We start from the raw sequence: 23820 nt of genomic DNA, 5'->3' as shown, positions 1-23820 counted from the left end.
AGTGTCCTCAGAGGTCTTGCGTTAAGGAGTGTCAGGGGCACGGCGGATCCGCGCCCCGATCTTCGGGTGTATTACCAGCGGTAGTGGCTGAAGGCCTTGTTGGCATCTGCCATCTTGTGGGTATCTTCGCGCTTTTTCACGGCGGTGCCGCGGGACTGGACGGCGTCCAGAAGCTCACCGGCAAGACGCTCTTCCATGGTGTTCTCGTTGCGGGCCCGGCTTGCCTTGATCAGCCAGCGGATCGCCAGGGCCTCACGGCGCTCGGGGCGCACTTCGACCGGCACCTGGTAGGTGGCACCACCGACGCGGCGCGAACGCACTTCGACGGAGGGTTTGATGTTGTCCAGGGCTTCGTGGAACACCTCGATGGGGGCACGCTTGATCTTGTCCTCGACGCGGGTCATCGCGTTGTAGACGATCCGCTCGGCGACGGATTTCTTGCCGTCGATCATCAGGTTGTTCATGAACTTGGTCAGGACCAGATCACCGTACTTGGCGTCTGGCAGGACTTCGCGTTTTTCAGCGGCGTGGCGGCGTGACATGTCTCTGTCTTCCTTTATGCGGGTGGTGCGCAGTTCGTGCGCACCCTACGATGGGATGGTTGGGTGCGCAGTGGCTGCGCACCGACGCGGGCGTTACTTCGGACGCTTCGCACCGTACTTGGAGCGGCGCTGCTTGCGGTCCTTGACGCCTTGCGTGTCCAGAACACCGCGCAGGATGTGGTAACGCACACCCGGAAGGTCTTTCACCCGGCCGCCGCGGATCAGCACGACGGAGTGTTCCTGGAGGTTGTGGCTTTCACCGGGAATGTAGCTGATGACCTCGAAGCCGTTGGTCAGGCGCACCTTGGCAACCTTACGCATGGCCGAGTTCGGCTTCTTCGGTGTGGTGGTGTACACGCGGGTACAGACGCCACGCTTCTGCGGGCATTCCTGCAGGTGCATGGATTTCGAGTATTTACGCTTTGGCTGCCGCGGCTTGCGGATCAGCTGTTGGATCGTTGGCATTCCGGATTATCCCCGTTCTGTCTCACATCAGGTGCACGAGGAACACCCCATGCGGTTTCGATTTCGTCGCCTTGCCTTTGGCAAAGCAAAAACACCGCAACGTTCCCGTACCGAGGTAAACGAGGCGGTGGGGCTACAGAGGACCGGATCAGCATTAGACCGGGTCTTGACCACTTGGCTTATGAATTCGGGATTGCGGGGGTGGCCCACGTCCCGGATAGCGCGCGTATATGGCGTCGGGCGCGGGGTGTCAACAGGCCGGGCGCATCCCGGGCGACACATGCGCGGTTGCAAGCGCGGCCTCTGCGCCTGCATATTCAGCCGGACCGCCCGCACCAGTTGGAGGAGACCCCCATGCAGGCCATCGGACTTTGCCGCTTCTCCTATCCCGCCCTCGGAGGGTTTCAGGTCGAGCACGAGGACATCGACGATCGGATCGCCTATCTCTACGCCGACGCGCGTCTGGAAGAAAGGTTCCGACTGCTCGAAACCGTGGCACTCCCCTGCCTGCGCGCGCAGACGGATCCCGACTTCAGCCTTATCATCGTCATCGGTGACCAGTTTCCCAAACACCACGAAAAAAGGCTCGAGGGCTTGATCGCCGACCTTCCCCAGGCCCTGATTCACAAGGAGCCGCCCCGCAACCAGCGCGAGGTGATGAAGGAGATCCTGAATGACGCGCGGATCAACCCGGCGGAGCCCTGTCTCCAGTTCCGCTACGACGATGACGACGCCGTCGCCGTCAACTTCATCGCCAAGCTGCGGCGGGCGGTGGCCGACGGATCGGCGCTGATCGGCGGCAACCGTACCTTCGCCTATGACTGGAACCGCGGGTTCGTGGCCGAGTTCGGGCCGAACGGCATCGCGGCAGTCGACATGTTCCGACAGTTCTACGTCGCATCGCTGGGCATGTACATCAAGGGCAACTGCAGCCAGACCATCATGAACTTCGCCCACGAGAAGATTCCCCGCTTCATGCCGGCGCTCAGTTTCTCGGACCCCGACATGTGGGTGCGCAGCCACAACGGCTTCAACGATTCGCGGCAGAAGAAGGTCAGACCCATTCCCGTCACCCCGCTGACAGCCAAGCAGGAGCAGATGTTTCGCAACCGCTTCGCCATCGACGCGGAACACGTGCGGCGGGTGTTCTCAGCCGCGTGACACCTTGCGTTCCCGGTAGAAGGTGAAGACACCGGTCACCACGACGATGCCCGCCCCGAGGAGCGTGAGCCATCCCGGCCACTCGCCGAAAACGAACCAGCCCATGATGAGCGCCCAGACCAGCCCGGTGTAGCGAAAGGGCGCGGTAAATGACACGTCGCCCACCCGCATCACCCAGATCGACAGGAAGTATCCGGCCATGACGGCCACGGCCGAACCGACGATCAGGAACCAGATGTGCGAGGGAACGGCGACCCATGCCCCGGTCAGCGACACGAGGCCGAAAGCCGTCATCACAGAGGCCGCCGTGCTCAGCGCGACGGTCATGGAGGGCACCGTGGGCGAAAGCTGGCGGGTGATCAGGTCACGCGCGGTCACCCCGATCATCGCTAGCAACGCGTAGGCCGACCAGATGTCGAACCCCGCGGCGCCCGGTTTCACGATCAGCAAGACCCCGAAGAACCCGATGATGATCGCCGCGAAACGCCGCCAGCCGACGGCCTCGCGCAGGAACAGCGCCGAGGCGAGCGTGACAGCCAGAGGGACCACCTGCATCACCGCGTTGAGATTGGCGAGCGGCATGTGGAACAGCGCCGTGAGGAAGAAGTAGGACACCACCACCTCCGACACGGCACGCGCGCCGATCAGCACCCAGTCGCGGCGCGCGATATCGAAATGCATCGTGCCGATCCGGCCTTTCGTCGCCAGCATGAGGGTACAGGTCAGAAACGATCTGAGAAAGATCAGCTGCGCGAGAGGAACGTCGCCGGCCGTCAGCTTGAGCATCGTGTCGTTCAGCGTGAAAGCGGCCATAGAGGCTGTCATCAAGAGGGCGCCAAGCAGGGTGGGTGACATACTGTGGCGACCTTCGACAACGTGCAACTGCCGCACATTAGGCCGCGCCTCGGGCCAGTTACAATCCCTGCCGGATTGCCCCCCTTCCCAAAGCAAAAGCCCCCGTCACCTGCGGTAACGGGGGCCATGCATCGACTTGTGCGATCAGGTCAATCGCGGCTTTCGTCGTCCACGATCACGGTGTCGAAGACATCTCCGCCGACCACGTCGTCGTCCGCTTCGGGCGCGGCGAGGCGCGCGGCCTGCTCTGCCTCTTCGCGGCGTGCTTCGATGACCACGTTGTCACGGTCCTGTGCAACCTTGCGCATCTGCATGGTCGCACCGCCCGTACCCGCCGGGATCAGGCGACCCACGATCACGTTCTCCTTCAGACCGACAAGCTTGTCCTTCTTGCCCTGAACCGAAGCCTCGGTCAGCACGCGCGTGGTTTCCTGGAAGGACGCAGCCGAGATGAACGACCGGGTCTGCAGCGAGGCTTTCGTGATGCCCAGCAGGATCGGTTCGCCCTTGGCCGGACGACCGCCCTTCTTGATCGCCTTCTCGTTGGCCAGATCGAACTCCTGCTTGTCGACGTGTTCGCCCTTCAGCAGCGTGGTTTCGCCCGAATCCTGGACCTCCCACTTCTGCAGCATCTGGCGCACGATCACCTCGATGTGCTTGTCGTTGATCTTCACGCCCTGCAGGCGGTAGACGTCCTGCACCTCGTCGATCATGTAGTCTGCCAAGGCCTCGACACCCATGATCGCAAGGATGTCATGAGGCGCCGGGTTGCCGTCCATGATGTAGTCGCCCTTCTGCACGAAGTCACCTTCCGCAACCGGAATGTGCTTGCCCTTGGGCACCATGTACTCGACCCGGTGATCCGGATCGTCCGCGGACTCGATCGCGATACGGCGCTTGTTCTTGTAGTCCTTGCCGTACCGGACATAACCGTCGATTTCCGCGATGATGGCGTGGTCCTTCGGGCGGCGTGCCTCGAAGAGTTCGGCCACACGCGGCAGACCACCGGTGATGTCCTTGGTCTTGGCGCCTTCGCGCGGGATACGGGCGATGACATCGCCGGCCTTCACCTCGTTGCCGTCCTCGACCGACAGGATCGCGTCCACCGACATCGGATAGGTCACCGGGTTGCCCGCATCCGTACGGACCGGCTCGCCGTCGGCATCCACCAGAATCACTTCCGGCTTCAGCTCGTTACCTTTCGGCGCCGCGCGCCAATCGATCACGATCTTCTGGGTCATGCCGGTCGCGTCGTCGGTCTCGTCCTTGACGGCGATGCCGCTGACAAGGTCGACGAACTTGGCCGTGCCCGACTTCTCGGCGATGATCGGCAGCGTGTAGGGATCCCACTCGATCAGCTTGTCGCCGCGAACCACCTTCTGGCCGTCCTTGACGAACAGGGTGGTGCCATAGCCGATCTTGTGGCTGGCCCGCTCGACGTCGTCATCACCGACGATACGCAGCTTCATGTTCCGGCCCATCACGATCACGTCGCCGTTGGCGTTCTCGATCGTCTGCGCCCCTTCGAACACGATCTTGCCCTCCTGGGAAGCCTCGAGGAAGGATTGCTGACCGCCCTGCGCCACGCCGCCGATGTGGAATGTCCGCATCGTCAGCTGGGTGCCCGGTTCGCCAATGGATTGCGCCGCGATGATGCCGACAGCCTCGCCCTGGTTGACAAGAGTGCCGCGTGCAAGGTCACGACCGTAGCACATCGCGCAGACGCCTTCCTCGGCCTCGCACGTCAGCGGGGACCGGATGCGCGCGGACTGAACCGCCGCCTCGTCGATCAGGTCCGCCATCCGCTCGTCCACGATGGAACCAGCGGCCACGATCACCTCGTCCGTGCCGGGCTTGAGGATATCCTCTGCGGCGACACGGCCCAGCAGGCGCTCGGCCAGCGACGACACGACCTCGCCATCATTGACCGCCGCTTCGGCGGTGATCGCAGCTTCGGTACCGCAATCGTGCATGCGCACGATGCAGTCCTGCGCCACGTCCACCAGACGACGCGTCAGGTAGCCCGAGTTCGCGGTTTTCAGCGCCGTATCCGACAGACCTTTCCGCGCACCGTGGGTCGAGTTGAAGTACTCGAGAACGGTCAGACCTTCCTTGAAGTTCGAGATGATCGGGGTCTCGATGATGTCGCCGTTCGGCTTCGCCATCAGGCCGCGCATCCCGCCCAGCTGCTTCATCTGCGTGACCGAGCCACGCGCACCGGAGTGGGCCATCATGTAGACCGAATTCGGTTCCATGACGGCACCGTTTTCATCCAGCCGCTCGGCCGAGATCGAGCCCATCATGGCCTCGGTCACCTTGTCGTTACACTTCGACCAGGCGTCGACAACCTTGTTGTACTTCTCGCCCTGGGTGATCAGGCCGTCCATGTACTGCTGCTCGAAATCCTTGACCTGCTCGCGGGTCTCCTCAACGAGGCCCCACTTGCTGTCGGGGATCAGCATGTCGTCCTTGCCGAAGCTGATGCCGGCGCGGAAAGCTTCCTTGAAACCCATGGACATGATCTGGTCGCAGAAGATGACCGACTCCTTCTGGCCGCAGTAGCGATAGACGGTGTCGATGACCTGCTGCACTTCCTTCTTGCGCAGCAGACGGTTCACGAGGTCGAACGGTGCCTTCGCGTTCAGCGGCAGCAGCGCGCCCAGCCTGACGCGACCGGGGGTCGTGTCATAGCGGACCATGATCTCGTTGCCCTCGTTGTCGATCTGCTTGATCCGGGCCTTGATCTTGGAGTGCAGGTGAACCTCGCCCGCGTCGAGCGCGTGCTGCACCTCGTCCACGGTGCCAAAGACCTTGCCTTCGCCCTTCATGCCCGCGCGTTCCAGAGTGGTGTAGTAAAGACCGAGGATCATGTCCTGCGACGGCACGATGATCGGCGCACCGTTGGCGGGCGACAGGACGTTGTTCGTCGACATCATCAGAACACGCGCTTCCAGCTGCGCTTCGAGCGACAGCGGGACGTGCACGGCCATCTGGTCGCCGTCGAAGTCCGCGTTGAAGGCCGAGCAGACCAGCGGGTGAAGCTGGATCGCCTTGCCTTCGATCAGCACGGGCTCGAACGCCTGGATACCCAGGCGGTGCAGCGTCGGCGCACGGTTCAGCATGACGGGGTGCTCGCGGATGACTTCATCCAGAATATCCCAGACCTCGGGACGTTCCTTTTCCACCAGCTTCTTGGCCTGTTTCACGGTGCTGGACAGCCCCTTGGCCTCCAGCCGCGAATAGATGAACGGCTTGAACAGCTCGAGCGCCATCTTCTTGGGCAGGCCGCACTGGTGCAGCTTGAGTTCCGGCCCGGTCACGATGACCGAACGGCCCGAGAAGTCGACCCGCTTGCCCAGAAGGTTCTGGCGGAAGCGGCCCTGCTTGCCTTTCAGCATGTCCGACAGCGACTTCAGCGGGCGCTTGTTCGCACCCGTGATGACGCGGCCGCGACGGCCGTTGTCGAACAGGGCGTCGACGGACTCCTGCAGCATCCGCTTCTCGTTGCGCACGATGATGTCCGGCGCACGCAGCTCGATCAGCCGCTTCAGGCGGTTGTTCCGATTGATGACCCGGCGATACAGGTCGTTGAGGTCGGAGGTCGCGAAGCGGCCACCGTCCAGCGGCACCAGCGGGCGCAGTTCCGGCGGGATGACCGGGATCACGGTCAGGACCATCCACTCCGGGCGGTTGCCGGATTCGAGGAAGGATTCCACGACCTTCAGGCGCTTGATGATCTTCTTGGGCTTCAGCTCGCCGGTGGCTTCCTTCAGCTCCTCACGGAGCTGGTCGGCCTCTGCCTCGAGGTCGATCGCGGCCAGCATCTCGCGGATGGCTTCCGCACCGATGTTGGCGGTGAAGGCGTCCATGCCATAGGCGTCCTGGGCGTCCATGAACTCTTCCTCGGTCATCATCTGACCGTAGGTGAGGTCCGTCAGGCCCGGTTCGATCACCACGTAGTTCTCGAAGTAGAGCACGCGCTCCAGATCACGCAGCGTCATGTCCAGCATCAGGCCGATGCGGGACGGCAGCGATTTCAGGAACCAGATATGCGCGACGGGGCTGGCCAGCTCGATGTGACCCATCCGCTCGCGGCGGACCTTCTGCAGCGTGACTTCCACGCCGCATTTCTCGCAGACGACGCCGCGATACTTCATGCGCTTGTACTTGCCGCACAGGCACTCGTAGTCCTTGATCGGGCCGAAAATGCGCGCGCAGAACAGGCCGTCACGCTCGGGCTTGAACGTGCGGTAGTTGATCGTCTCGGGCTTCTTGATCTCACCGAAGGACCACGACAGGATCCGCTCCGGCGACGCCAGAGAGACCTTGATCTCGTCGAACACCTTGGGGGGAGTCAGCGGGTTGAACGGGTTGTTTGTCAGTTCCTGGTTCATTTTCAAATCCTTGAAAGGGGTGCTTTGGGGGTGACGGAGGCGCCGATCTTTTCGAAAAGATCGGCCCGGACTTTTTGGAAAGTCCGGTTACGCCTCACTCATCCTCCTCCGCATCCAGGAGTTCCATATTCAGGCCGAGGCCGCGCACTTCCTTGACGAGCACGTTGAAGCTCTCCGGAATGCCCGCTTCGAAATTGTCCTCGCCCTTGACGATGCTTTCATAGACCTTGGTCCGGCCCGCGACGTCGTCCGACTTCACCGTCAGCATTTCCTGCAGGGTGTAGGCGGCACCGTAGGCTTCCAGCGCCCAGACCTCCATCTCGCCGAAACGCTGGCCGCCGAACTGCGCCTTGCCGCCCAGCGGCTGCTGGGTCACGAGGCTGTAAGGCCCGGTCGACCGCGCGTGGATCTTGTCGTCCACGAGGTGGTGCAGTTTCAGCAGGTACTTGACGCCGACGGTCACGGGGCGGGCGAACTGCTCGCCGGTGCGGCCGTCGAACAGGATCGACTGCCCGGAAGTGTCGAAACCGGCCCGCGCGAGCGAGTCGTTGACGTCAGCTTCCTTGGCCCCGTCGAAGACCGGCGTCGCGATCGGCACACCGCGTGTCACGTTGCCCGCCGCTTCGATCAGCGTCTCCTCGTCCATGCCTTCGATACCCTCGGCATACACGTCCTCGCCGTAGGCGTGGCTCATCGCCTCGCGCACCGGGGTCAGGTCTCCGGACCGGCGGTACTCCTGCAGCGCCTCGTCGATGTTCAGACCCAGACCGCGTGCGGCCCAGCCCATGTGCGTCTCGAGGATCTGGCCGACGTTCATGCGCGACGGCACGCCCAGCGGGTTGAGGCAGAAGTCGACCGGCGTCCCGTCCGCAAGGAACGGCATGTCCTCCATCGGGACCACCTTGGAGATCACGCCCTTGTTGCCGTGGCGCCCGGCCATCTTGTCGCCCGGCTGCAGCTTGCGCTTCACCGCGACGAAGACCTTGACCATCTTCATCACGCCCGGGGGCAGGTCGTCGCCGCGACGGACCTTTTCGACCTTGTCCTCGAACCGCGCGTCCAAGGCCCGTTTCTGGATCTCGTACTGCTCGTTCAGGGCTTCCACGATCTTGGCGTCGTCCTCGTCCTCCAGCGCAAGCTGCCACCACTGACCACGGGTCAGCTGGTCGTCCAGCAGCTCCTCGGTGATCTGGCTGTTCGCCTTCACGCCCTTCGGACCCTTCACCGCGACCTTGCCAAGGATCATCTCGCGCAAGCGCGCATAGATGTTCCGGTCAAGGATCGCCAGCTCGTCGTCCCGGTCACGGGCCAGACGTTCGACTTCCTCGCGCTCGATCTGCAGGGCGCGCTCGTCCTTCTCGACGCCGTGGCGGTTGAAGACGCGCACCTCGACGACCGTGCCGAAGTCGCCCGGCTTGACCCGCAGCGACGTGTCGCGCACGTCCGAAGCCTTCTCGCCGAAGATCGCGCGCAGCAGTTTCTCCTCGGGCGTCATCGGGCTTTCGCCCTTGGGCGTGATCTTGCCCACAAGGATGTCGCCCGGCTCGACGTCCGCGCCGATGTACACGATGCCCGCCTCGTCGAGGTTGCGCAGGGCTTCCTCGCCGACGTTGGGGATGTCGCGGGTGATCTCTTCCGGCCCGAGCTTAGTGTCACGCGCGGCGACTTCGAATTCCTCGATGTGGATCGAGGTGAAGACGTCGTCGCGGGAAATCCGCTCGGAAATCAGGATCGAGTCCTCGTAGTTGTAGCCGTTCCACGGCATGAAGGCGACGACCACGTTCTTGCCGAGCGCCAGTTCACCCATGTCGGTGGACGGACCGTCCGCGATGACCTGGCCCTTGGTGACCGTCTCGCCCACCTTCACCAGCGGACGCTGGTTGATGCAGGTGTTCTGGTTCGACCGCTGGAACTTGCGCATCCGGTAGATGTCCACGCCGGCATCGCCCAACTCGAGGTCTTCCGTGGCGCGGATCACGATCCGGCTTGCATCGACCTGGTCAATGATGCCTGCGCGACGGGCCATGTAGGCGGCACCGGAGTCCCGCGCCACGACCTCTTCGATCCCGGTGCCGACCAGCGGCGCCTCGGCCTGCAGCAGCGGCACGGCCTGACGCTGCATGTTCGAACCCATCAGGGCGCGGTTGGCGTCGTCGTTTTCCAGGAACGGGATCAGCGACGCCGCAACCGAGACCAGCTGCTTGGGCGACACGTCGATCAGATCGACGCTTTCGGTCGGCGCAAGGGTGTAGTCGCCGGACTGGCGGGTGTTCACCATCTCGTTCGTGAACCGGCCCTCATCGTCCAGCGAGGCGTTGGCCTGTGCCACGGTGTGGCGCATTTCCTCTGTCGCGGACATGTAGTGGACCTCGTCGGTCACCTTGCTGTCCTTCACGACCCGGTACGGGGTCTCGATGAAGCCGTACTTGTTCACGCGGGCAAAGGTGGCCAGCGAGTTGATCAGACCGATGTTCGGACCTTCCGGCGTTTCGATCGGGCACATGCGACCATAGTGGGTCGGGTGCACGTCGCGCACCTCGAAGCCCGCGCGTTCGCGCGTCAGACCGCCCGGCCCGAGCGCCGACAGGCGACGCTTGTGCGTCACTTCGGACAGCGGGTTGGTCTGGTCCATGAACTGCGACAGCTGCGAAGAACCGAAGAATTCGCGCACGGCCGCCGCGGCCGGTTTCGCGTTGATCAGGTCCTGCGGCATGACGGTGTCGATCTCGACCGAGGACATGCGCTCCTTGATCGCGCGCTCCATCCGCAGCAGGCCGACGCGATACTGGTTCTCCATCAGCTCGCCGACCGAACGCACCCGGCGGTTGCCGAGGTGGTCGATATCGTCGATGTCGCCGCGCCCGTCGCGCAGGTCCACCAGCGCCTTGATGCAGGCCACGATATCCTCGCGGCGTAGCGTGCGCACGGTGTCTTCCGCGTCGAGGTTGAGACGCATGTTCATCTTGACCCGGCCCACGGCGCTGAGGTCATACCGCTCTGAGTCGAAGAACAGCGTGTCGAACAGCGCGCTTGCGGCTTCCACGGTGGGAGGCTCGCCGGGACGCATGACGCGGTAGATGTCCATGAGCGCGGTGTCGCGGTTCATGTTCTTGTCCTGCGCCATGGTGTTTCGCATGTACGGGCCGACATTGATGTTGTCGATGTCCAGCAGCGGAATCTCGGTGATGCCCGCGTCGATCAGCTCTTTCGCGGTGCCGCCGATCAGCGTGCCGTCCTTGTCGTATTCCAGGGACAGTTCGTCACCGGCCTCGACATAGATCGCGCCGGTCTCTTCGTTGATGATGTCCTTGGCCACGAACTTGCCGTTGATGTGATCGAAGGGCAGCAGCAGCTCCTTGACGGTGCCCTCGTCGATCAGCTTCTTCACGGCGCGCGGCGTGACCTTCTTGCCCGCTTCGAACAGGACTTCGCCCGATGCGGCGTCCACGATGTCGTATGTCGGCCGGGTACCGCGCACGCGCTCGGGGAAGAACGGCGCAACCCAGCCCTTGTTCTTCTGCAGGGAGTAGGTGATCGTGTTGTAATAAGCATTCATGATGCCTTCCTGGTCCAGCCCAAGCGCGTAAAGCAGGGTGGTCACAGGCAGCTTGCGGCGACGGTCGATGCGCGCAAACACGATGTCCTTGGCATCGAATTCGAAGTCGAGCCAGGAGCCGCGGTAGGGAATGATGCGGCAGGCGAACAGCAGCTTGCCCGAGGAATGGGTCTTGCCCTTGTCGTGGTCAAAGAACACGCCCGGCGAGCGATGCATCTGGGAGACGATCACGCGCTCGGTCCCGTTCACGATGAACGTGCCGTTCGGGGTCATCAGGGGCATGTCGCCCATGAAGACGTCCTGTTCCTTGATGTCCTTGACGGACTTGGCGCCGGTGTCCTCGTCCACATCGAAAACGATCAGGCGCAGCGTCACCTTCAGCGGCGCGGAATAGGTCATGTCGCGCTGCTGGCATTCCTCGACGTCGTACTTGGGCTTTTCGAGCTCGTACTTCACGTATTCGAGAACGGAAGTCTCGTTGAAATCCTTGATTGGAAAGACCGACTGGAAAACACCCATGATCCCCTCACCGTCGGTGGGGGTCTCGGCATCGCCGGAATTCAGGAAAAGGTCATAAGAAGATTTCTGAACCTCGATCAGGTTCGGCATTTCCAGCACTTCGCGGATTTTGCCATAATATTTACGCAGACGTTTCTGGCCAAGGAAGGATTGTGCCATGTGTCGTGTCACCTTTCGATTCTCTCACCGAGCGCGACCTCACCGGGGCCGTGAGGCGCTGCTCTAAGAGCGGAGCGTTCCGGTCAATGCTGGGATGCGTCCCACCGCACCCCTTCCGACCTATGTACCTCTCCAGAAGGAGGCTTTCGGCGAAAGCATCCTTCAAGACAGGTTTGGCTGGACAGGACAAATGCCCCGTCCAGCCACCATTTTTCCGGGACTTGCCGAAATCCGCGAAGATTCCGGCCCGATCCTGCAAACAGGACCGGCGCCCGCAATGACCTATCAGGCCAGCTCGACTTCCGCGCCTGCGGCTTCCAGCTTGCTCTTGATGTCTTCTGCTTCCGCTTTGTCGACACCTTCCTTGATCTTGCCGCCGGCTTCGACCAGGTCCTTGGCTTCTTTCAGGCCCAGACCGGTGATGCCGCGCACTTCCTTGATCACGTTGATCTTGGATGCGCCCGCGTTCTTCAGAACGACGTCGAATTCGGTTTTCTCTTCTTCGGCAGCGCCACCACCGTCAGCAGGACCGGCCATCATCACTGCGCCGCCTGCTGCGGGCTCGATGCCGTATTCGTCCTTGAGGATGGTTTTCAGTTCTTGTGCTTCCAGCAGGGTCAGACCAACGATCTCTTCTGCCAGTTTCTTCAGATCAGCCATGTTCAGCTCTTTCCGTTAACGATATGTGTGTTCCAACGTGTTGTTTCAACCAGCACGCCGATAAGACGAATTGCTTACGCAGCCTTGTCCTCGATGGTGGACAGGATGGATGCGATGTTGCTTGCAGGTGCGCCAATGGCCCCGGCGATGTTCGATGCAGGTGCGCCCAGCATGCCCGCGACGGTGGAGATAAGCTCCTCCCGCGAAGGCATCTTGGACACGGATTCCACACCGGCCACGTCGAGTGCGTTCTCACCCATCGCACCGCCAAGGATCACGAACTTTTGGTTCTCCTTGGCGAAATCCTGAGCAACCTTGGCCGCGGCCACGGGATCCTCAGAATAGGTCAGAACGGTCATGCCCGTCAGAAGGTCGGTGATGCTTGCGCAGGGCTTTCCTTCAAGGGCGATCTTGGCGAGCCTGTTCTTGGCAACACGCACGGCCCCGCCAGCGTTACGAGCACGCGCGCGAAGGTCCTGCATTTCAGCAACTGTCAGACCGGTGTAGTGGGCGACCACGACAACGCCAGAGCTTTCAAAGATCTGGCCGAGTTCGTCGACCAACTGTTCTTTTTGTGCTCTATCCACAGTTTCACTCCAGTAAGGGAGGGTTGCCCCTCCGGCTCAGTTTTGCCGGGACTGTTGGGCCCCGACTTTCGGGTCCTTACGGGGGCCGGACGGGTTGCCGCGGAGGCCCAGAGGGGCTGTCCGAAGAAAATCTGCCGTTTCCCGTCTCAGGCAGGAATTATGCCGGATAAATCTCCGGCACCCACCGTCTCGGACGAAAAGCACAAAAGCGCGACGAATCGCGCTTTGTGCCTGAGCCGGTGGATAAACGCTTGACCGGGGATTTCCAACCCCCAAACGACCTGCGCCGAAAGAATGGCGGTCTTTGTCGTGGCGCCCCCTGTCGCGCCGTGAAGGCAGTATTCCGGATCAGCCCGCAAGGCGCAAGGGTTCTTCGACCGGAGCGAAATACCGGCCGACGATCCCGGCCATGTCTACGTCAAGATCGAGAAGGAGCCCGTTCGTCTTCATCAGGTCATGCTGACTTGGGGTGATCTGGTGCAGGCCGCTCCACAGGAAACGCAGCTTGCGTTCCCGGCCCAGCTTCACCAGCCGGTGCATCCGCGCCAGCAGCATGTCGCGCCGCCCGTTGCGGAACGCCTTCAGCCGGAAGTCCGCCTTGCGCCGCCAATCGGCGTAGTTCAGGAAATAGAAGTGCAGCAGGGCGCATCCGTCGTCCAGCGCAAGCGCCCCATCGGTGATCCGTTTCCCGTCCGCATCGACGAACCAGTGCGGATGCGCGCGGGAGACTTCCAGACCGGCGCGGGTCAATGTCTTGCCGGTGACATGGCCGGCAAACCCGCGGTTGCGGTTCATGAAGACGGCAAAATTCCCGAAGACCTGGTCCAGCATGTCGCCGTCGATGAAACGACGGAACAGCAGCTTTTCGGGTTCCTGCGGATAGTTCACGTATTCGACGGGGCGGATCACCACCGACCTCTGCGTTTCGGGCAGCGCCTTCAGCATCTCGGAGATCGGGCGGTCGTTCGACCACAGCAGTTCGTCGCCATCGACGACCGCGACCCAGCCGTCCTCGATCTGCCGGTAGGCATGCATGATCGCGGCGTTCTGGCGTTTCGTGAAATTCGCGACCTCCAGCACGCCCAGCTCTTCCCAGAAGGCATCGGTGCAGGGGGTGGCGATGACCCTTTCCCCGAACTGGCGCATCGCGTCGATACCCGGATCCTGCGGATCATCGAAGTAAAGGTGGATGCGGTCCGCGCCTTGGTGAAGATGCCACGCCACGAAACGCTCAAGGACTTCGCGGGGTTCGCGAAGGATGGTCACGATCGACCACTTGCCTGCTGCCATACTGCCTCGATCGCCGCTTTGCGCGGCCTCTTGATTGGTTCGAGATCAGCCTTGGCTGGAAATGTGGCGACAATTGGGCGGTCTCGCCACTCCTGCCTCAAGCGCGGCGTTCGCGCCACAGCAGCATGTGAAGGATCCGGAATTCGAAAGGGGCGGTGACATCGCCACCGCCCCTTCGATCCTTTACCAGTGCCCGGAAATCAGGCCTGGCCGGTCATCGCGTCATCGACCGCGACCGAGATACCCGGGCCCATGGTGGAGCTCAGGTTGATCTTCTTCATGTAGGTGCCCTTGGCGCCTGCCGGCTTGGCCTTGGCGACCGCACCGACGAAGGCACGAATGTTCTCGGCCAGCTTGGCTTCGTCGAAGCTCAGCTTGCCGACGCCGGCGTGCACGACGCCGCCCTTCTCGGCCTTGAACTGCACCTGACCACCCTTGGCGGCCTCGACGGCCTCCTTGATGTCCATGGTCACGGTTCCGACCTTGGGGTTCGGCATCAGGTTGCGCGGGCCCAGCACCTTGCCCAGACGGCCGACGATCGGCATCATGTCGGGCGTCGCGATGCAGCGATCGAATTCGATCTTGCCGGACTGCACGGTTTCCATCAGGTCTTCGGCACCAACGATGTCCGCACCGGCCTTCTCGGCTTCCTCGGCCTTGGGACCGCGTGCGAACACGGCGACGCGCATGGTCTTGCCGGTGCCGTTGGGCAGGCCGACAACGCCGCGCACCATCTGGTCCGCGTGGCGGGGGTCGACGCCGAGGTTCATGGCGATCTCCATGGTCTCGTCAAACTTGACCTTGGAATTACTCTTGATCAGCGCGACGGCCTCTTCGACGGTCACGTCTTCCTTGCCGGCGAATGCTTCGCGGGCGGCGACAGTACGTTTTGCAAGCTTTGCCATCTTACTTCACCTCGATGCCCATGGACTTCGCCGAGCCCAGAATGATCTTCATCGCCGCTTCGACGTCGTTCGCGCTCAGGTCGGCGGCTTTCGCCTCGGCGATCTCGCGCAGCTGCTTGGTGGTGACGGTGCCGACGGTTTCGCGCGACGGCGTTTTCGCGCCGGAGTTCACCTTGGCCGCCTTCTTCAGGTAGTAGGACGCCGGGGGCGTCTTGATGTCCATGGTGAAGGACTTGTCCTGATAGTAGCTGATGACGGTCGGGCACGGTGCGCCGGGCTCCATGTCAGCCGTCTTGGCGTTGAACGCCTTGCAGAATTCCATGATGTTGATGCCGCGCTGACCCAGTGCGGGGCCCACGGGTGGGGACGGGTTCGCTTGCCCCGCCTTCACTTGCAACTTCATCGTACCGACGAGTTTCTTGGCCATGTCAGGCCTCCTTTCGAACAACCCTGCAGCGCGCCGCAGGGGGTGGATGTCGCGTGGTGCGGTCCGGGTTTCGCGAAACCGTCGCCTCCCACGTATGAATCGCCCTTGCGGGCAACGCGCGGGAGATAACCGAGATGCCCGCCCTTGGCAAGGGTCGCCTCAGCCGCCGCCCATCCGGCGCAGCAAGTCGCGCGCCGCCGTCCCGTAACCTTCCGGGTCTTGCAGGGCCATCGCCTCGAGCGCCGGCTCCATCCCATCCGCGGGCGGCGAATTTTCGGTGATGCACATCCAGGCAACATCGAGGTGACCCGCCCGGACAAAGCGCAAAACCATGGCGGGATCGCGGTCGTAGTGTTCGTGCAGGTAGAACCAGAAAGCCTGTGTTCCGGGCAGAAACGCCGCCTCCGCCGGTCCCCGCAAGACGTCCATCACCCACTGTTCCACATCGAGGTCCGGCGCGATCCGGACAAGCTCGGCAAAGGGGTCGGGATCCATCGCGTCGATCCCATTCAGGAAAGCGCCCGCCACCGAACGCCGATGCTTCTGCAAATGTCGCAGGTGCTCGACAATCCGTGCCGGCGTCCAATCGTCCGGCGCCATCACCCGTTCTTCGAAGTCGGCCATCAGGCTGCCGATGAATCTTGCCGCATGGGCGGCGACCAGCGGGTGGTCGGATTGCAGCAAGGGTAGCAGCGTATCCCGCAGGCTCTGTCCGCTCACACGCTGGCGCGCACGGTCGGTCAGACCGTGAAGCGCAAGGGCAAGGCGGAAATCCTCGCCCTGCCCGACAAGGTCCAGCCACTCCCAGAACAGGCCTTCGAACGGCGGCAACGGCAAGGTCACGGCGTCCCAGCACGGCTTCAGGTGCCGCAGCTCGGCACCCTCGGCCCGCTTGGCCAGATGATCCAGATAAGGCGTAAGAAAGCAGCGCGCCGCGTCGATATCCAGCGGAACCCAAGGCTGGGGCCGGAAATGCGCGCCACGCTCGGCGACCTCCTCGGGGTGCAATACGCGGGCGTGATCTACCGACCGCAGGATGTGATCGCGGACCTCTGCCCGACTGTCGTGAAAGCAATCGAAAATCTGCGTCTCGCAGCTCCAGCCTATCCGCTGCGGCGAGATCGCGCCCTCCTCCCGGTAGGCGATGTCGACAGGGTCGTTCAGGCCCCACAGCCGATAGAGCAGCGTAAGGTAACGCGAAAGGACGTCCGAGGGGAGCTGTACCGGGCGGGCCTCGGCCAGTCTGCGCAAACCGTCGAGAACCGTATCGGGAAAAATCGGCGGGCGTTCGCACGCCCGCTCCAGCGCGGCCAGCGTTTCCTCGAACCGGATCGAATCTCCCTGGGCAGGGAGATGACCGACCCGCGTCGTCACGCCTGCTTGTTGACCTGAGTGAATTCCAGTTCGACCGGGGTCTCACGCCCGAAGATCGACACCGACACCTTCAGGCGCTGGTTCTCGTCGTCGACCTCTTCGATCATGCCATCGAAATCCTCGAACGGGCCGTCGGCAACCTTGACCTTCTCTCCCACCTCGAAGTGGATGAGCGTGCGCGGCGCCTCTTCGCCCTCCTGAACCCGGCCCAGGATGGCCTGTACTTCCGCATCGCGCATGGGCATCGGGCGCCCCTGCGGACCAAGGAATCCGGTCACCCGGTTGATCGAGTTGATCAGGTGGTAGCCCTTGTCGGACATCTCCATGTGCACCAGCACGTAGCCGGGCATGAAACGCCGCTCCGCCGTCACCTTCTTGCCGCGGCGTACCTCGATCACTTCTTCGGTCGGCACCAGGACTTCATCGATCTGGTCCTGAAGGCCCTGCTCTTCGGCAGAGGTGCGAATCTGTTCTGCGATCTTCTTCTCGAAGTTCGACAGGACACTGACCGAATACCACCGTTTTGCCATCTGAACTCTGGTCCCTGTCTTGCGCGGCACATGCCGCCGTCTGCGTAAATCCGTCGCGTCGCCAAGGGCGCGCCTGCTGCGGCCTGAATAAAAAATCGGCGCGCAACTCGAATCGCCGCGCGCCCGTTTCAGGTCAGGCCTGCGCAATACCGCGCTCGTTGAAGTCTTTCAAGGGAGGATCGAGAAATATGCAGGCGGATACCAGCAATCGCGCGCCTAGCTGAACATCCCGAGGATACCCTGCAACCCGCCCCGGATCAGGATGTCGACGATGGCAAAGAAAACCGCCGTCAGCGCAGCGAGAATGAACACCATCACCGTCGTCAGCAATACCTCGCGCCGGGTCGGCCAGACGACCTTGCCGACTTCGGTACGCACCTGCTGGATGAACTGAAGGGGATTGGTGGTGGCCATCTACACGATCCTAAGCTTGTCTGCCCGAAGCATCTAAAGGGTGCCGACCGCGGATTCAAGCCGTAACCGGCCCGCGCCCGATCCGCTCAGGCTCCGCGCTCGCGCATCTCCGACAGGCGGCGGTCCATCGCTGCGTCATGGCGGCTGTCGGCTTCTGCCAGGTCACCGAAATCAGGAAGGTAAAGACCATCGACCGTGCCTTCGGGAAACCGGTCGAGGATCGCGTCCCACTTCATCGCGAAACTGTCCAGCTTGCGATGCAACTCGACCGCCCGGGATGGATGCCTGCGGGCATACCAACGCGCCAGGCCCATCGCCCGCCGCCAGAAGCCGTCGTATCCCAGGATCAGGAACACGCCCGTCATCACGAAGAGGCCCAGAAGGGCAAGCCCAAGCACCAGCCAGGGTCGCAGCACCACGATCAGCGCACACGCTCCGATCACGATGTGCCGCGGTGTCGGACGATACCCTGTCACCGCCGCCTTCAGGCGCCCGACACGCCCGCGGGAGGCTGGGGCGTCTGCCCGGTTCCGCGTACCACGGCGGGGCCAGACGGGGGTCGGTGCCGCGAGAGGTTCCTGCGGCGCGATCGCCTGCTGTTCCAGCAGTTCACGCTTGCTCGTCATCCGGGGGGCAGGCGCGACCGCGGCGGGTTCCGCCTGTGCCGCAGCTTCGGGTCGCCCCGTCGCGGGCGGCTGAGGTTCCGCGACCTCGCAGGCCAGCAATTCCCGGATCGCTGCAAGGGAGGCCGGGTCGAGTTCGGCCGTTTCTCCCGCTGCCTGGGCCTCAACCGTTTCCGACAGTGTGTCCTTGGATTGTTCTTTGGCGGTCGTCATCATCGCATCTCTCAACCAGTCGACCTGTCGATACGAAATCAATCCGGCCCTTCCTTGGCGCAAAAAAGGCAAAAACAGGGCGGCGGCCCTGCGATGCGAACGTCATTTCCGGAAAGTGGCAGGGGCTGAGGGACTCGAACCCACGACCCTCGGTTTTGGAGACCGATGCTCTACCAACTGAGCTAAACCCCTATGCCGAGCCTCGGACTAGTCGCAATTTCGACCACGATCAAGAGGCATCGCGCGGATTGACCGGAATTTCGCCCCTTCGTGTGGAACCCGGCCTCGGTGCAGGCGCGTTGTGCCGCTGAAACACCGAATCCAAGGAGCCCACCATGACCCTCAAGAACCTGCATGAAGTCTACCACGACCAGCTTCAGGACCTTTACAGCGCCTGCAAGCAATCCCTCGAAGCCACCACCGAACTTGGCCGCGCCGCCAAGGACAAGGAGCTGAGCGAGGCGTTGATCGCGGGGACGAACGGCATCAGCGCCGGCATGGACCAGATCAAATCGATCTGCGCGGAACACGACATCGATCCCGAAGGGGAGCACTGCAAGGGCATGGCGGGCCTTGTCACCGAGGCACGGGCGCACGCGCTCAAGGCCGACTTCGACAACGACGAGACGCGGGACGCGGTCATCATCACGCAGTATCAGCGCATGGTGCATTACGCGCTGGCCGGATACGGCGCCGTCGTGGCCTTTGCCAACCGTCTGGAACTGGACGAGGAAGGCGCGATCCTGCAGAAACTGCTGGATGAAACCTATGACGGCGACCGTCGCATGACAGACATCGCCATGAACGGCGGCGTCAACAAGGCTGCGGCCTGACCCCGATCACTGCCGTGGCACGGGCTCGTCCCGCGCCACGGCGGCCAGCCCCGCGACATCCCCGCCCACGATAAGATGCTCGTGTGCGAGGACTTGGTCGATGGGCCACGACCACCACGCGATTTCCAACAGTGTCGTCACGTCTGCCGGATCAAACCGACTGCGCATCACCTTGGCAGGGTTCCCGGCCACGACGGAATAGGCCGGAACATGGCCCGACACCACGGCACCGGCCCCGATGATGACACCATCGCCGATCCGCGCCCCCGGCAGGACACGCGCCCCCTGCCCGATCCAGACGTCATTTCCGATAATCGTATCCGGCCCGGCATCGGGCATGGAGGGCCGGCCTGCAACCGGCCCGCCCCCGAAAACGGCGAAGGGAAAGCTGGATATCCCGTCATACCGGTGGTTCGCCGAGGCGGTGATGAAGGTGACCCCGTCAGCAATCTGGCAGAACTTGCCGATGACCAGCCTTTCGGGGCTGAACTCATAGAGATAGGGCGCCAGCCGCGCCGCCCAGTCGGCGGGCGGCTCGTGCGCACTGGCGTAGGTGTAATCGCCAATCGACATGCGCGGATGATCGACGGCGGCGGCAAGAAAGACGGTGCCGGCGTGCACGCTGCCATCGGGCAAAGGCACGGGATGCAGCGTATCGGCGGCGGGGAAAGGGCGTGAGTCGGGCATGACAGCTCCTGTGATCTGAAAGGAATTCGAAGTCAGATCGCGGTCAGTGTCATCGGTGCCTCCATCTATGGTGTGGAGGTGATACCAGAGGGGGCGGGAAAATCAAGCTGCCCCCGTGCGGACACAGCAGCCCCCCAACGCGAAGGGCCGCCCCTAGGGCGGCCCTTGCTTGTTTCTGCACGCGGCGGTGCGCCCTTGCGGGCGCGCCACGGTATCAGTCGGTGATCTTCGACACGACGCCCGCGCCGACGGTCCGGCCGCCTTCACGGATGGCAAAGCGCAGGCCCTGCTCCATCGCGATCGGCGCGATCAGCTCGACGTTGAAGCTCACGTTGTCGCCCGGCATCACCATCTCGGTGCCTTCGTTCAGGTTCACCGTGCCGGTCACGTCCGTCGTGCGGAAGTAGAACTGCGGACGGTAGTTCGCGAAGAACGGCGTGTGACGGCCACCCTCTTCCTTGGTCAGGATGTAGGCTTCCGCCTCGAACTTGGTGTGCGGCGTCACCGAACCGGGCTTGCACAGCACCTGGCCGCGCTCCACGCCTTCACGCTCGATCCCGCGCAGCAGCGCGCCGATGTTGTCGCCCGCTTCACCGCGGTCCAGCAGCTTGCGGAACATCTCGACGCCCGTGCAGGTCGTCTTCTTGGTGTCGCGGATGCCGACGATCTCGATCTCGTCGCCCACGTTGATCACACCACGCTCCACGCGGCCGGTCACAACCGTACCACGGCCGGAGATCGAGAACACGTCCTCGACCGGCATCAGGAACGGCTGGTCAACCGCACGCTCCGGCGTCGGGATGTACTCGTCCACGGCCGCCATCAGCTTCTTGATCGACTCCTCGCCGATTTCCGGGTTCTCGCCGTTCATCGCCGCCAGCGCGGAGCCCGGGATCACCGGGATGTCGTCGCCGGGATACTCGTAGGACGACAGCAGCTCGCGGATCTCCATCTCCACCAGCTCCAGCAGCTCCTCGTCGTCCACCTGGTCGACCTTGTTCATGTAGACGACCATCGCCGGGATGCCCACCTGGCGGCCCAGCAGGATGTGCTCGCGCGTCTGCGGCATCGGGCCGTCGGCCGCGTTCACCACCAGGATCGCGCCGTCCATCTGCGCCGCACCCGTGATCATGTTCTTGACGTAGTCCGCGTGGCCCGGGCAGTCGACGTGCGCGTAGTGACGGTTCTCCGTCTCGTATTCCACGTGCGCGGTCGAGATCGTGATCCCGCGCGCCTTCTCTTCCGGCGCACCGTCGATCTGGTCATACGCCCGGAAATCGCCGAAGTACTTCGTGATCGCCGCCGTCAGCGTCGTCTTGCCGTGGTCGACGTGACCGATCGTGCCGATGTTCACGTGCGGTTTCGTACGTTCAAACTTTGCCTTTGCCATGGTGGTAGCACCCTTTTTGAATTGAGGGGCCGCATCGGCCCGGTCCTATCTGGCGGGCGATGTATTGGGTCTGGACGGTAAAATCAAGCGCGACTTCGCACGTCTATGCCCCGGTTTCAGGCGTCTGTTTCCGCCGCCACGGCCGCCGTGGCGCCGTTGCCCCGGAACCAGCCTTTTTCCTTGTTCATCTTCACAAGGTAGGATTCGATCGCCTTGGCCGCGTTCTGGCTGAGGTTCTTGAGCTGCTCCTCGGCGGACTTGGTATAGCCCGAGCCCACCACCGGCCCCTGGTCGAGAGATTCGAAGACCGTGATCTGGTGTGGCCTTTCCGTCAACTTGAGGTTCTTCGCATCGTCCCAGACGGTCAGGTTGATGATGAGGATGGATTTGGGCGCGAAAACCACCGGTATGCCCGGTTGCGCCAGCACGTACCCTTCGACGCTCATCCCGAAATGATAGTCGCGACTGCCGTTGTAGCGGTCGAACCGTTCGGCTGTCGCGTCCGTCAGCGCCTTGGTCAGTTGCTCCTTGCTGACCTCCCTGCTGAGGGGGCCCTTCACGGCCTTCGGCGCGACCGCGATATTGTGCACGAGGTTGAAATCTCCCAACGGGACCGGCGCCTTGTCGAGGTCCGCCGCGCCGTTGCAGGCAGCAAGGAACGCCACGGTCATCAATACGGAAATCACGCGGATCATCACTGTCCCCCTTCGGCACCAACCTTTCAAAGGCGATACCCGATGCATGGCACGGGTGCAATCAATTGCCGCGTTGGCGAAGCGGCCCCGGCCTCCTATCTATCGGGGGAGTTGCCCGAAGGAGTTCCGCATGTCCACAACCCTGCCCGTCCGCGTGCCGCTGGTCACAGAGCCCTGGGGGATCCTCAAGAGCCTCGCCGAAGCCCGGCGCAACGTGCTCAGCATCATTCCGGACATCGCGACGCGGCAGCCCATGGTTTCGGGCAAGACCGGCAAGCGCTGGCACATGGTCATGGATCCGCAGGCCATCCGCGAGGTGCTGCTCGACCGGCTGGACGACTATCCGAAGTCGCTGGTGACGAAGAACCTGCTGAAACCCGCGATCGGCGAAAGCCTGTTCATCGCCGAGGGCGCGCATTGGCGTTGGCAGCGCCGGGCGGCTGCGCCGGTTTTCTCGCACCGCAACGTGATGAACCTGTCGCCGATCATGACCGCCGCTGCGGAGCGGACCGTGGCGAGGATCGAGGCCGCGGGTCCGCGCGCGGTCAACATGCTCGACGAGATGGTGACGACGACCTTCGACGTGATCGGAGACGTGACCTTTTCCGGCGGGGATACCTTCGACCGGGACAAGGTGCATGGCGCCATCGACGATTACATCTCCGAGGCGGGCAAGATCAGCCTTTTCGACGTCCTCGGCTTTCCGGACTGGGTGCCGCGGCCCGGGCGGCTGATGTCGGGTGCCGCGCTGAAGGAGATGAAATCGATGGCCGACAGCGCGATCGAGGCGCGGGCCGAGCGGGGGCACGACGGCGTGCCGGACCTGCTGGATCTGCTGCTTGAAGGGGTCGACCCCAAGACGAAGCGCCAGATGTCGACGGCGGAGCTTCGGGACAACCTGCTGACCTTCATCGTCGCAGGGCACGAGACGACGGCCCTGACGCTCTCGTGGGCGATGTACCTGCTCGGCTTCGATCCGGCGGTGCAGGCACGGGCCCGCGCGGAAGTGCAGGACGTCCTGCAGGGCCGCGCATGTACCGGAGATGATGTCGAAAAACTGCCCTACATCCGCATGATCATCGACGAAACGCTGCGGCTGTATCCGGCTGCCGGCATCATCTCGCGCACCGCGCAGAAGCACGACACCCTTTGCGGCCGCGAAATCCGGCCCGGCGATACGGTGATGATCCCCATTTACGCGCTGGGGCGGAACAAGCTGCTCTGGGACGATCCGGACCGCTTCGACCCGGACCGCTTTGCCGACCGCAAGTCGATCGACCGTTATGCCTACCTGCCTTTCGGCGACGGCCCCCGCATCTGCATCGGCGCGTCCTTTGCCCTGCAGGAGGCGGTCATCATCCTGGCCACGCTGCTGTCGAAGTTCGAATTCGCACCGGTACCCGGCAAGGAACCGAAGCCCGTGATGATCCTGACGCTGCGGCCGGAAGGCGGGGTCTGGATGACCGCAAAGCCGGTGCAGCGGACAGCGGCCGGTTGAGCGTAGCCATCCGAACGAGGCTGGCATTCGGCCCTGCCAGGGC

General features: G+C 63.1%; 20 protein-coding genes and 1 tRNA gene. 3 read left to right on the top strand and 18 right to left on the bottom strand.

Features of this window, described 5'->3' with window-relative positions; translation table 11 throughout:
• Positions 1–71 precede the first annotated feature (71 nt).
• Positions 72–542, bottom strand: a complete 471-nt coding sequence (gene rpsG, locus BOO69_RS01950) for a 30S ribosomal protein S7 (RefSeq protein ID WP_067928015.1) — start codon at positions 540–542, stop codon at positions 72–74.
• A gap of 93 nt (positions 543–635) precedes the next feature.
• Positions 636–1007 carry a 30S ribosomal protein S12 gene (rpsL, locus tag BOO69_RS01945; protein WP_025063456.1) on the bottom strand — a complete coding sequence of 124 codons (372 nt, stop codon included), beginning with the start codon at positions 1005–1007 and terminating at the stop codon, positions 636–638.
• Positions 1008–1361: 354 nt separating this feature from the next.
• Between rpsL and BOO69_RS01940 the strand changes: the two genes are divergently transcribed.
• Positions 1362–2168 (top strand): putative rhamnosyl transferase, encoded by an 807-nt coding sequence (locus tag BOO69_RS01940; protein ID WP_071969817.1) that lies wholly within the window; start codon positions 1362–1364, stop codon positions 2166–2168.
• Here the strand turns inward: BOO69_RS01940 and BOO69_RS01935 are convergent.
• From BOO69_RS01935 to BOO69_RS01875, 13 genes are all read right to left on the bottom strand, one after another.
• Entirely contained in the window at positions 2157–3023 is an 867-nt protein-coding gene (locus BOO69_RS01935; RefSeq protein WP_071969816.1) for a DMT family transporter, read from the bottom strand. The genes BOO69_RS01940 and BOO69_RS01935 overlap by 12 nt on opposite strands.
• Positions 3024–3172: 149 nt before the next feature.
• Positions 3173–7417: a DNA-directed RNA polymerase subunit beta' gene (rpoC, locus tag BOO69_RS01930; protein ID WP_071969814.1), complete on the bottom strand. Its 4245-nt coding sequence runs from the start codon at positions 7415–7417 to the stop codon at positions 3173–3175.
• A gap of 94 nt (positions 7418–7511) precedes the next feature.
• Entirely contained in the window at positions 7512–11651 is a 4140-nt protein-coding gene (gene rpoB / locus BOO69_RS01925; RefSeq protein WP_071969812.1) for a DNA-directed RNA polymerase subunit beta, read from the bottom strand.
• Between the two features lie 285 nt (positions 11652–11936).
• Positions 11937–12311 (bottom strand): 50S ribosomal protein L7/L12, encoded by a 375-nt coding sequence (rplL, locus tag BOO69_RS01920; protein WP_071969810.1) that lies wholly within the window; start codon positions 12309–12311, stop codon positions 11937–11939.
• A gap of 74 nt (positions 12312–12385) precedes the next feature.
• Positions 12386–12898: a 50S ribosomal protein L10 gene (gene rplJ, locus BOO69_RS01915; protein WP_071969807.1), complete on the bottom strand. Its 513-nt coding sequence runs from the start codon at positions 12896–12898 to the stop codon at positions 12386–12388.
• 348 nt (positions 12899–13246) lie between these two features.
• A complete protein-coding gene (locus BOO69_RS01910; protein ID WP_071969805.1) occupies positions 13247–14188 on the bottom strand; it encodes a glycosyltransferase family 2 protein in 942 nt (313 codons plus the stop codon).
• Positions 14189–14388: 200 nt separating this feature from the next.
• Positions 14389–15093 (bottom strand): 50S ribosomal protein L1, encoded by a 705-nt coding sequence (gene rplA / locus BOO69_RS01905; RefSeq protein ID WP_071969803.1) that lies wholly within the window; start codon positions 15091–15093, stop codon positions 14389–14391.
• 1 nt (position 15094) lies between these two features.
• The gene (rplK, locus tag BOO69_RS01900) at positions 15095–15520 is read right to left on the bottom strand and encodes a 50S ribosomal protein L11 (RefSeq protein ID WP_067267940.1); all 426 of its coding nucleotides are present in this window, start codon (positions 15518–15520) and stop codon (positions 15095–15097) included.
• A gap of 159 nt (positions 15521–15679) precedes the next feature.
• The gene (locus BOO69_RS01895) at positions 15680–16894 is read right to left on the bottom strand and encodes a hypothetical protein (RefSeq protein ID WP_071969801.1); all 1215 of its coding nucleotides are present in this window, start codon (positions 16892–16894) and stop codon (positions 15680–15682) included.
• On the bottom strand, positions 16891–17424 hold the full coding sequence (gene nusG, locus BOO69_RS01890) for a transcription termination/antitermination protein NusG (protein ID WP_071969799.1): 534 nt from the start codon (positions 17422–17424) through the stop codon (positions 16891–16893). Before nusG ends, BOO69_RS01895 begins: the two co-directional genes overlap by 4 nt.
• Positions 17425–17640: 216 nt before the next feature.
• Complete coding sequence (gene secE / locus BOO69_RS01885) at positions 17641–17838, bottom strand: preprotein translocase subunit SecE (RefSeq protein WP_071969797.1); 198 nt, start codon at positions 17836–17838, stop codon at positions 17641–17643.
• Positions 17839–17924: 86 nt separating this feature from the next.
• Positions 17925–18674, bottom strand: coding sequence for a hypothetical protein (locus tag BOO69_RS01880; protein WP_156874841.1), 750 nt, complete (start codon positions 18672–18674; stop codon positions 17925–17927).
• A 116-nt stretch (positions 18675–18790) separates the two neighbouring features.
• Positions 18791–18866: transfer RNA gene (locus tag BOO69_RS01875), tRNA-Trp, on the bottom strand.
• A gap of 143 nt (positions 18867–19009) precedes the next feature.
• Between BOO69_RS01875 and BOO69_RS01870 the strand changes: the two genes are divergently transcribed.
• Positions 19010–19507 carry a DUF892 family protein gene (locus tag BOO69_RS01870; protein WP_071969792.1) on the top strand — a complete coding sequence of 166 codons (498 nt, stop codon included), beginning with the start codon at positions 19010–19012 and terminating at the stop codon, positions 19505–19507.
• 6 nt (positions 19508–19513) lie between these two features.
• Here the strand turns inward: BOO69_RS01870 and BOO69_RS01865 are convergent, their stop codons facing one another.
• From BOO69_RS01865 to BOO69_RS01855, 3 genes are all read right to left on the bottom strand, one after another.
• Entirely contained in the window at positions 19514–20194 is a 681-nt protein-coding gene (locus BOO69_RS01865) for a CatB-related O-acetyltransferase (protein ID WP_083545421.1), read from the bottom strand.
• A 214-nt stretch (positions 20195–20408) separates the two neighbouring features.
• Entirely contained in the window at positions 20409–21584 is a 1176-nt protein-coding gene (gene tuf, locus BOO69_RS01860; RefSeq protein ID WP_071969790.1) for an elongation factor Tu, read from the bottom strand.
• 116 nt (positions 21585–21700) lie between these two features.
• Positions 21701–22279: a hypothetical protein gene (locus BOO69_RS01855; protein WP_237267545.1), complete on the bottom strand. Its 579-nt coding sequence runs from the start codon at positions 22277–22279 to the stop codon at positions 21701–21703.
• A gap of 130 nt (positions 22280–22409) precedes the next feature.
• Between BOO69_RS01855 and BOO69_RS01850 the strand changes: the two genes are divergently transcribed.
• Positions 22410–23777: a cytochrome P450 gene (locus tag BOO69_RS01850; RefSeq protein ID WP_071969788.1), complete on the top strand. Its 1368-nt coding sequence runs from the start codon at positions 22410–22412 to the stop codon at positions 23775–23777.
• The last annotated feature ends 43 nt before the right edge of the window (positions 23778–23820 follow it).

This window comes from Sulfitobacter alexandrii, from assembly GCF_001886735.1.
Classification (GTDB): Bacteria; Pseudomonadota; Alphaproteobacteria; order Rhodobacterales; family Rhodobacteraceae; genus Sulfitobacter; species Sulfitobacter alexandrii.
The sequence above is the reverse complement of the archived record's forward strand: the minus strand, read 5'-3'. Positions and strand labels throughout refer to the sequence as shown.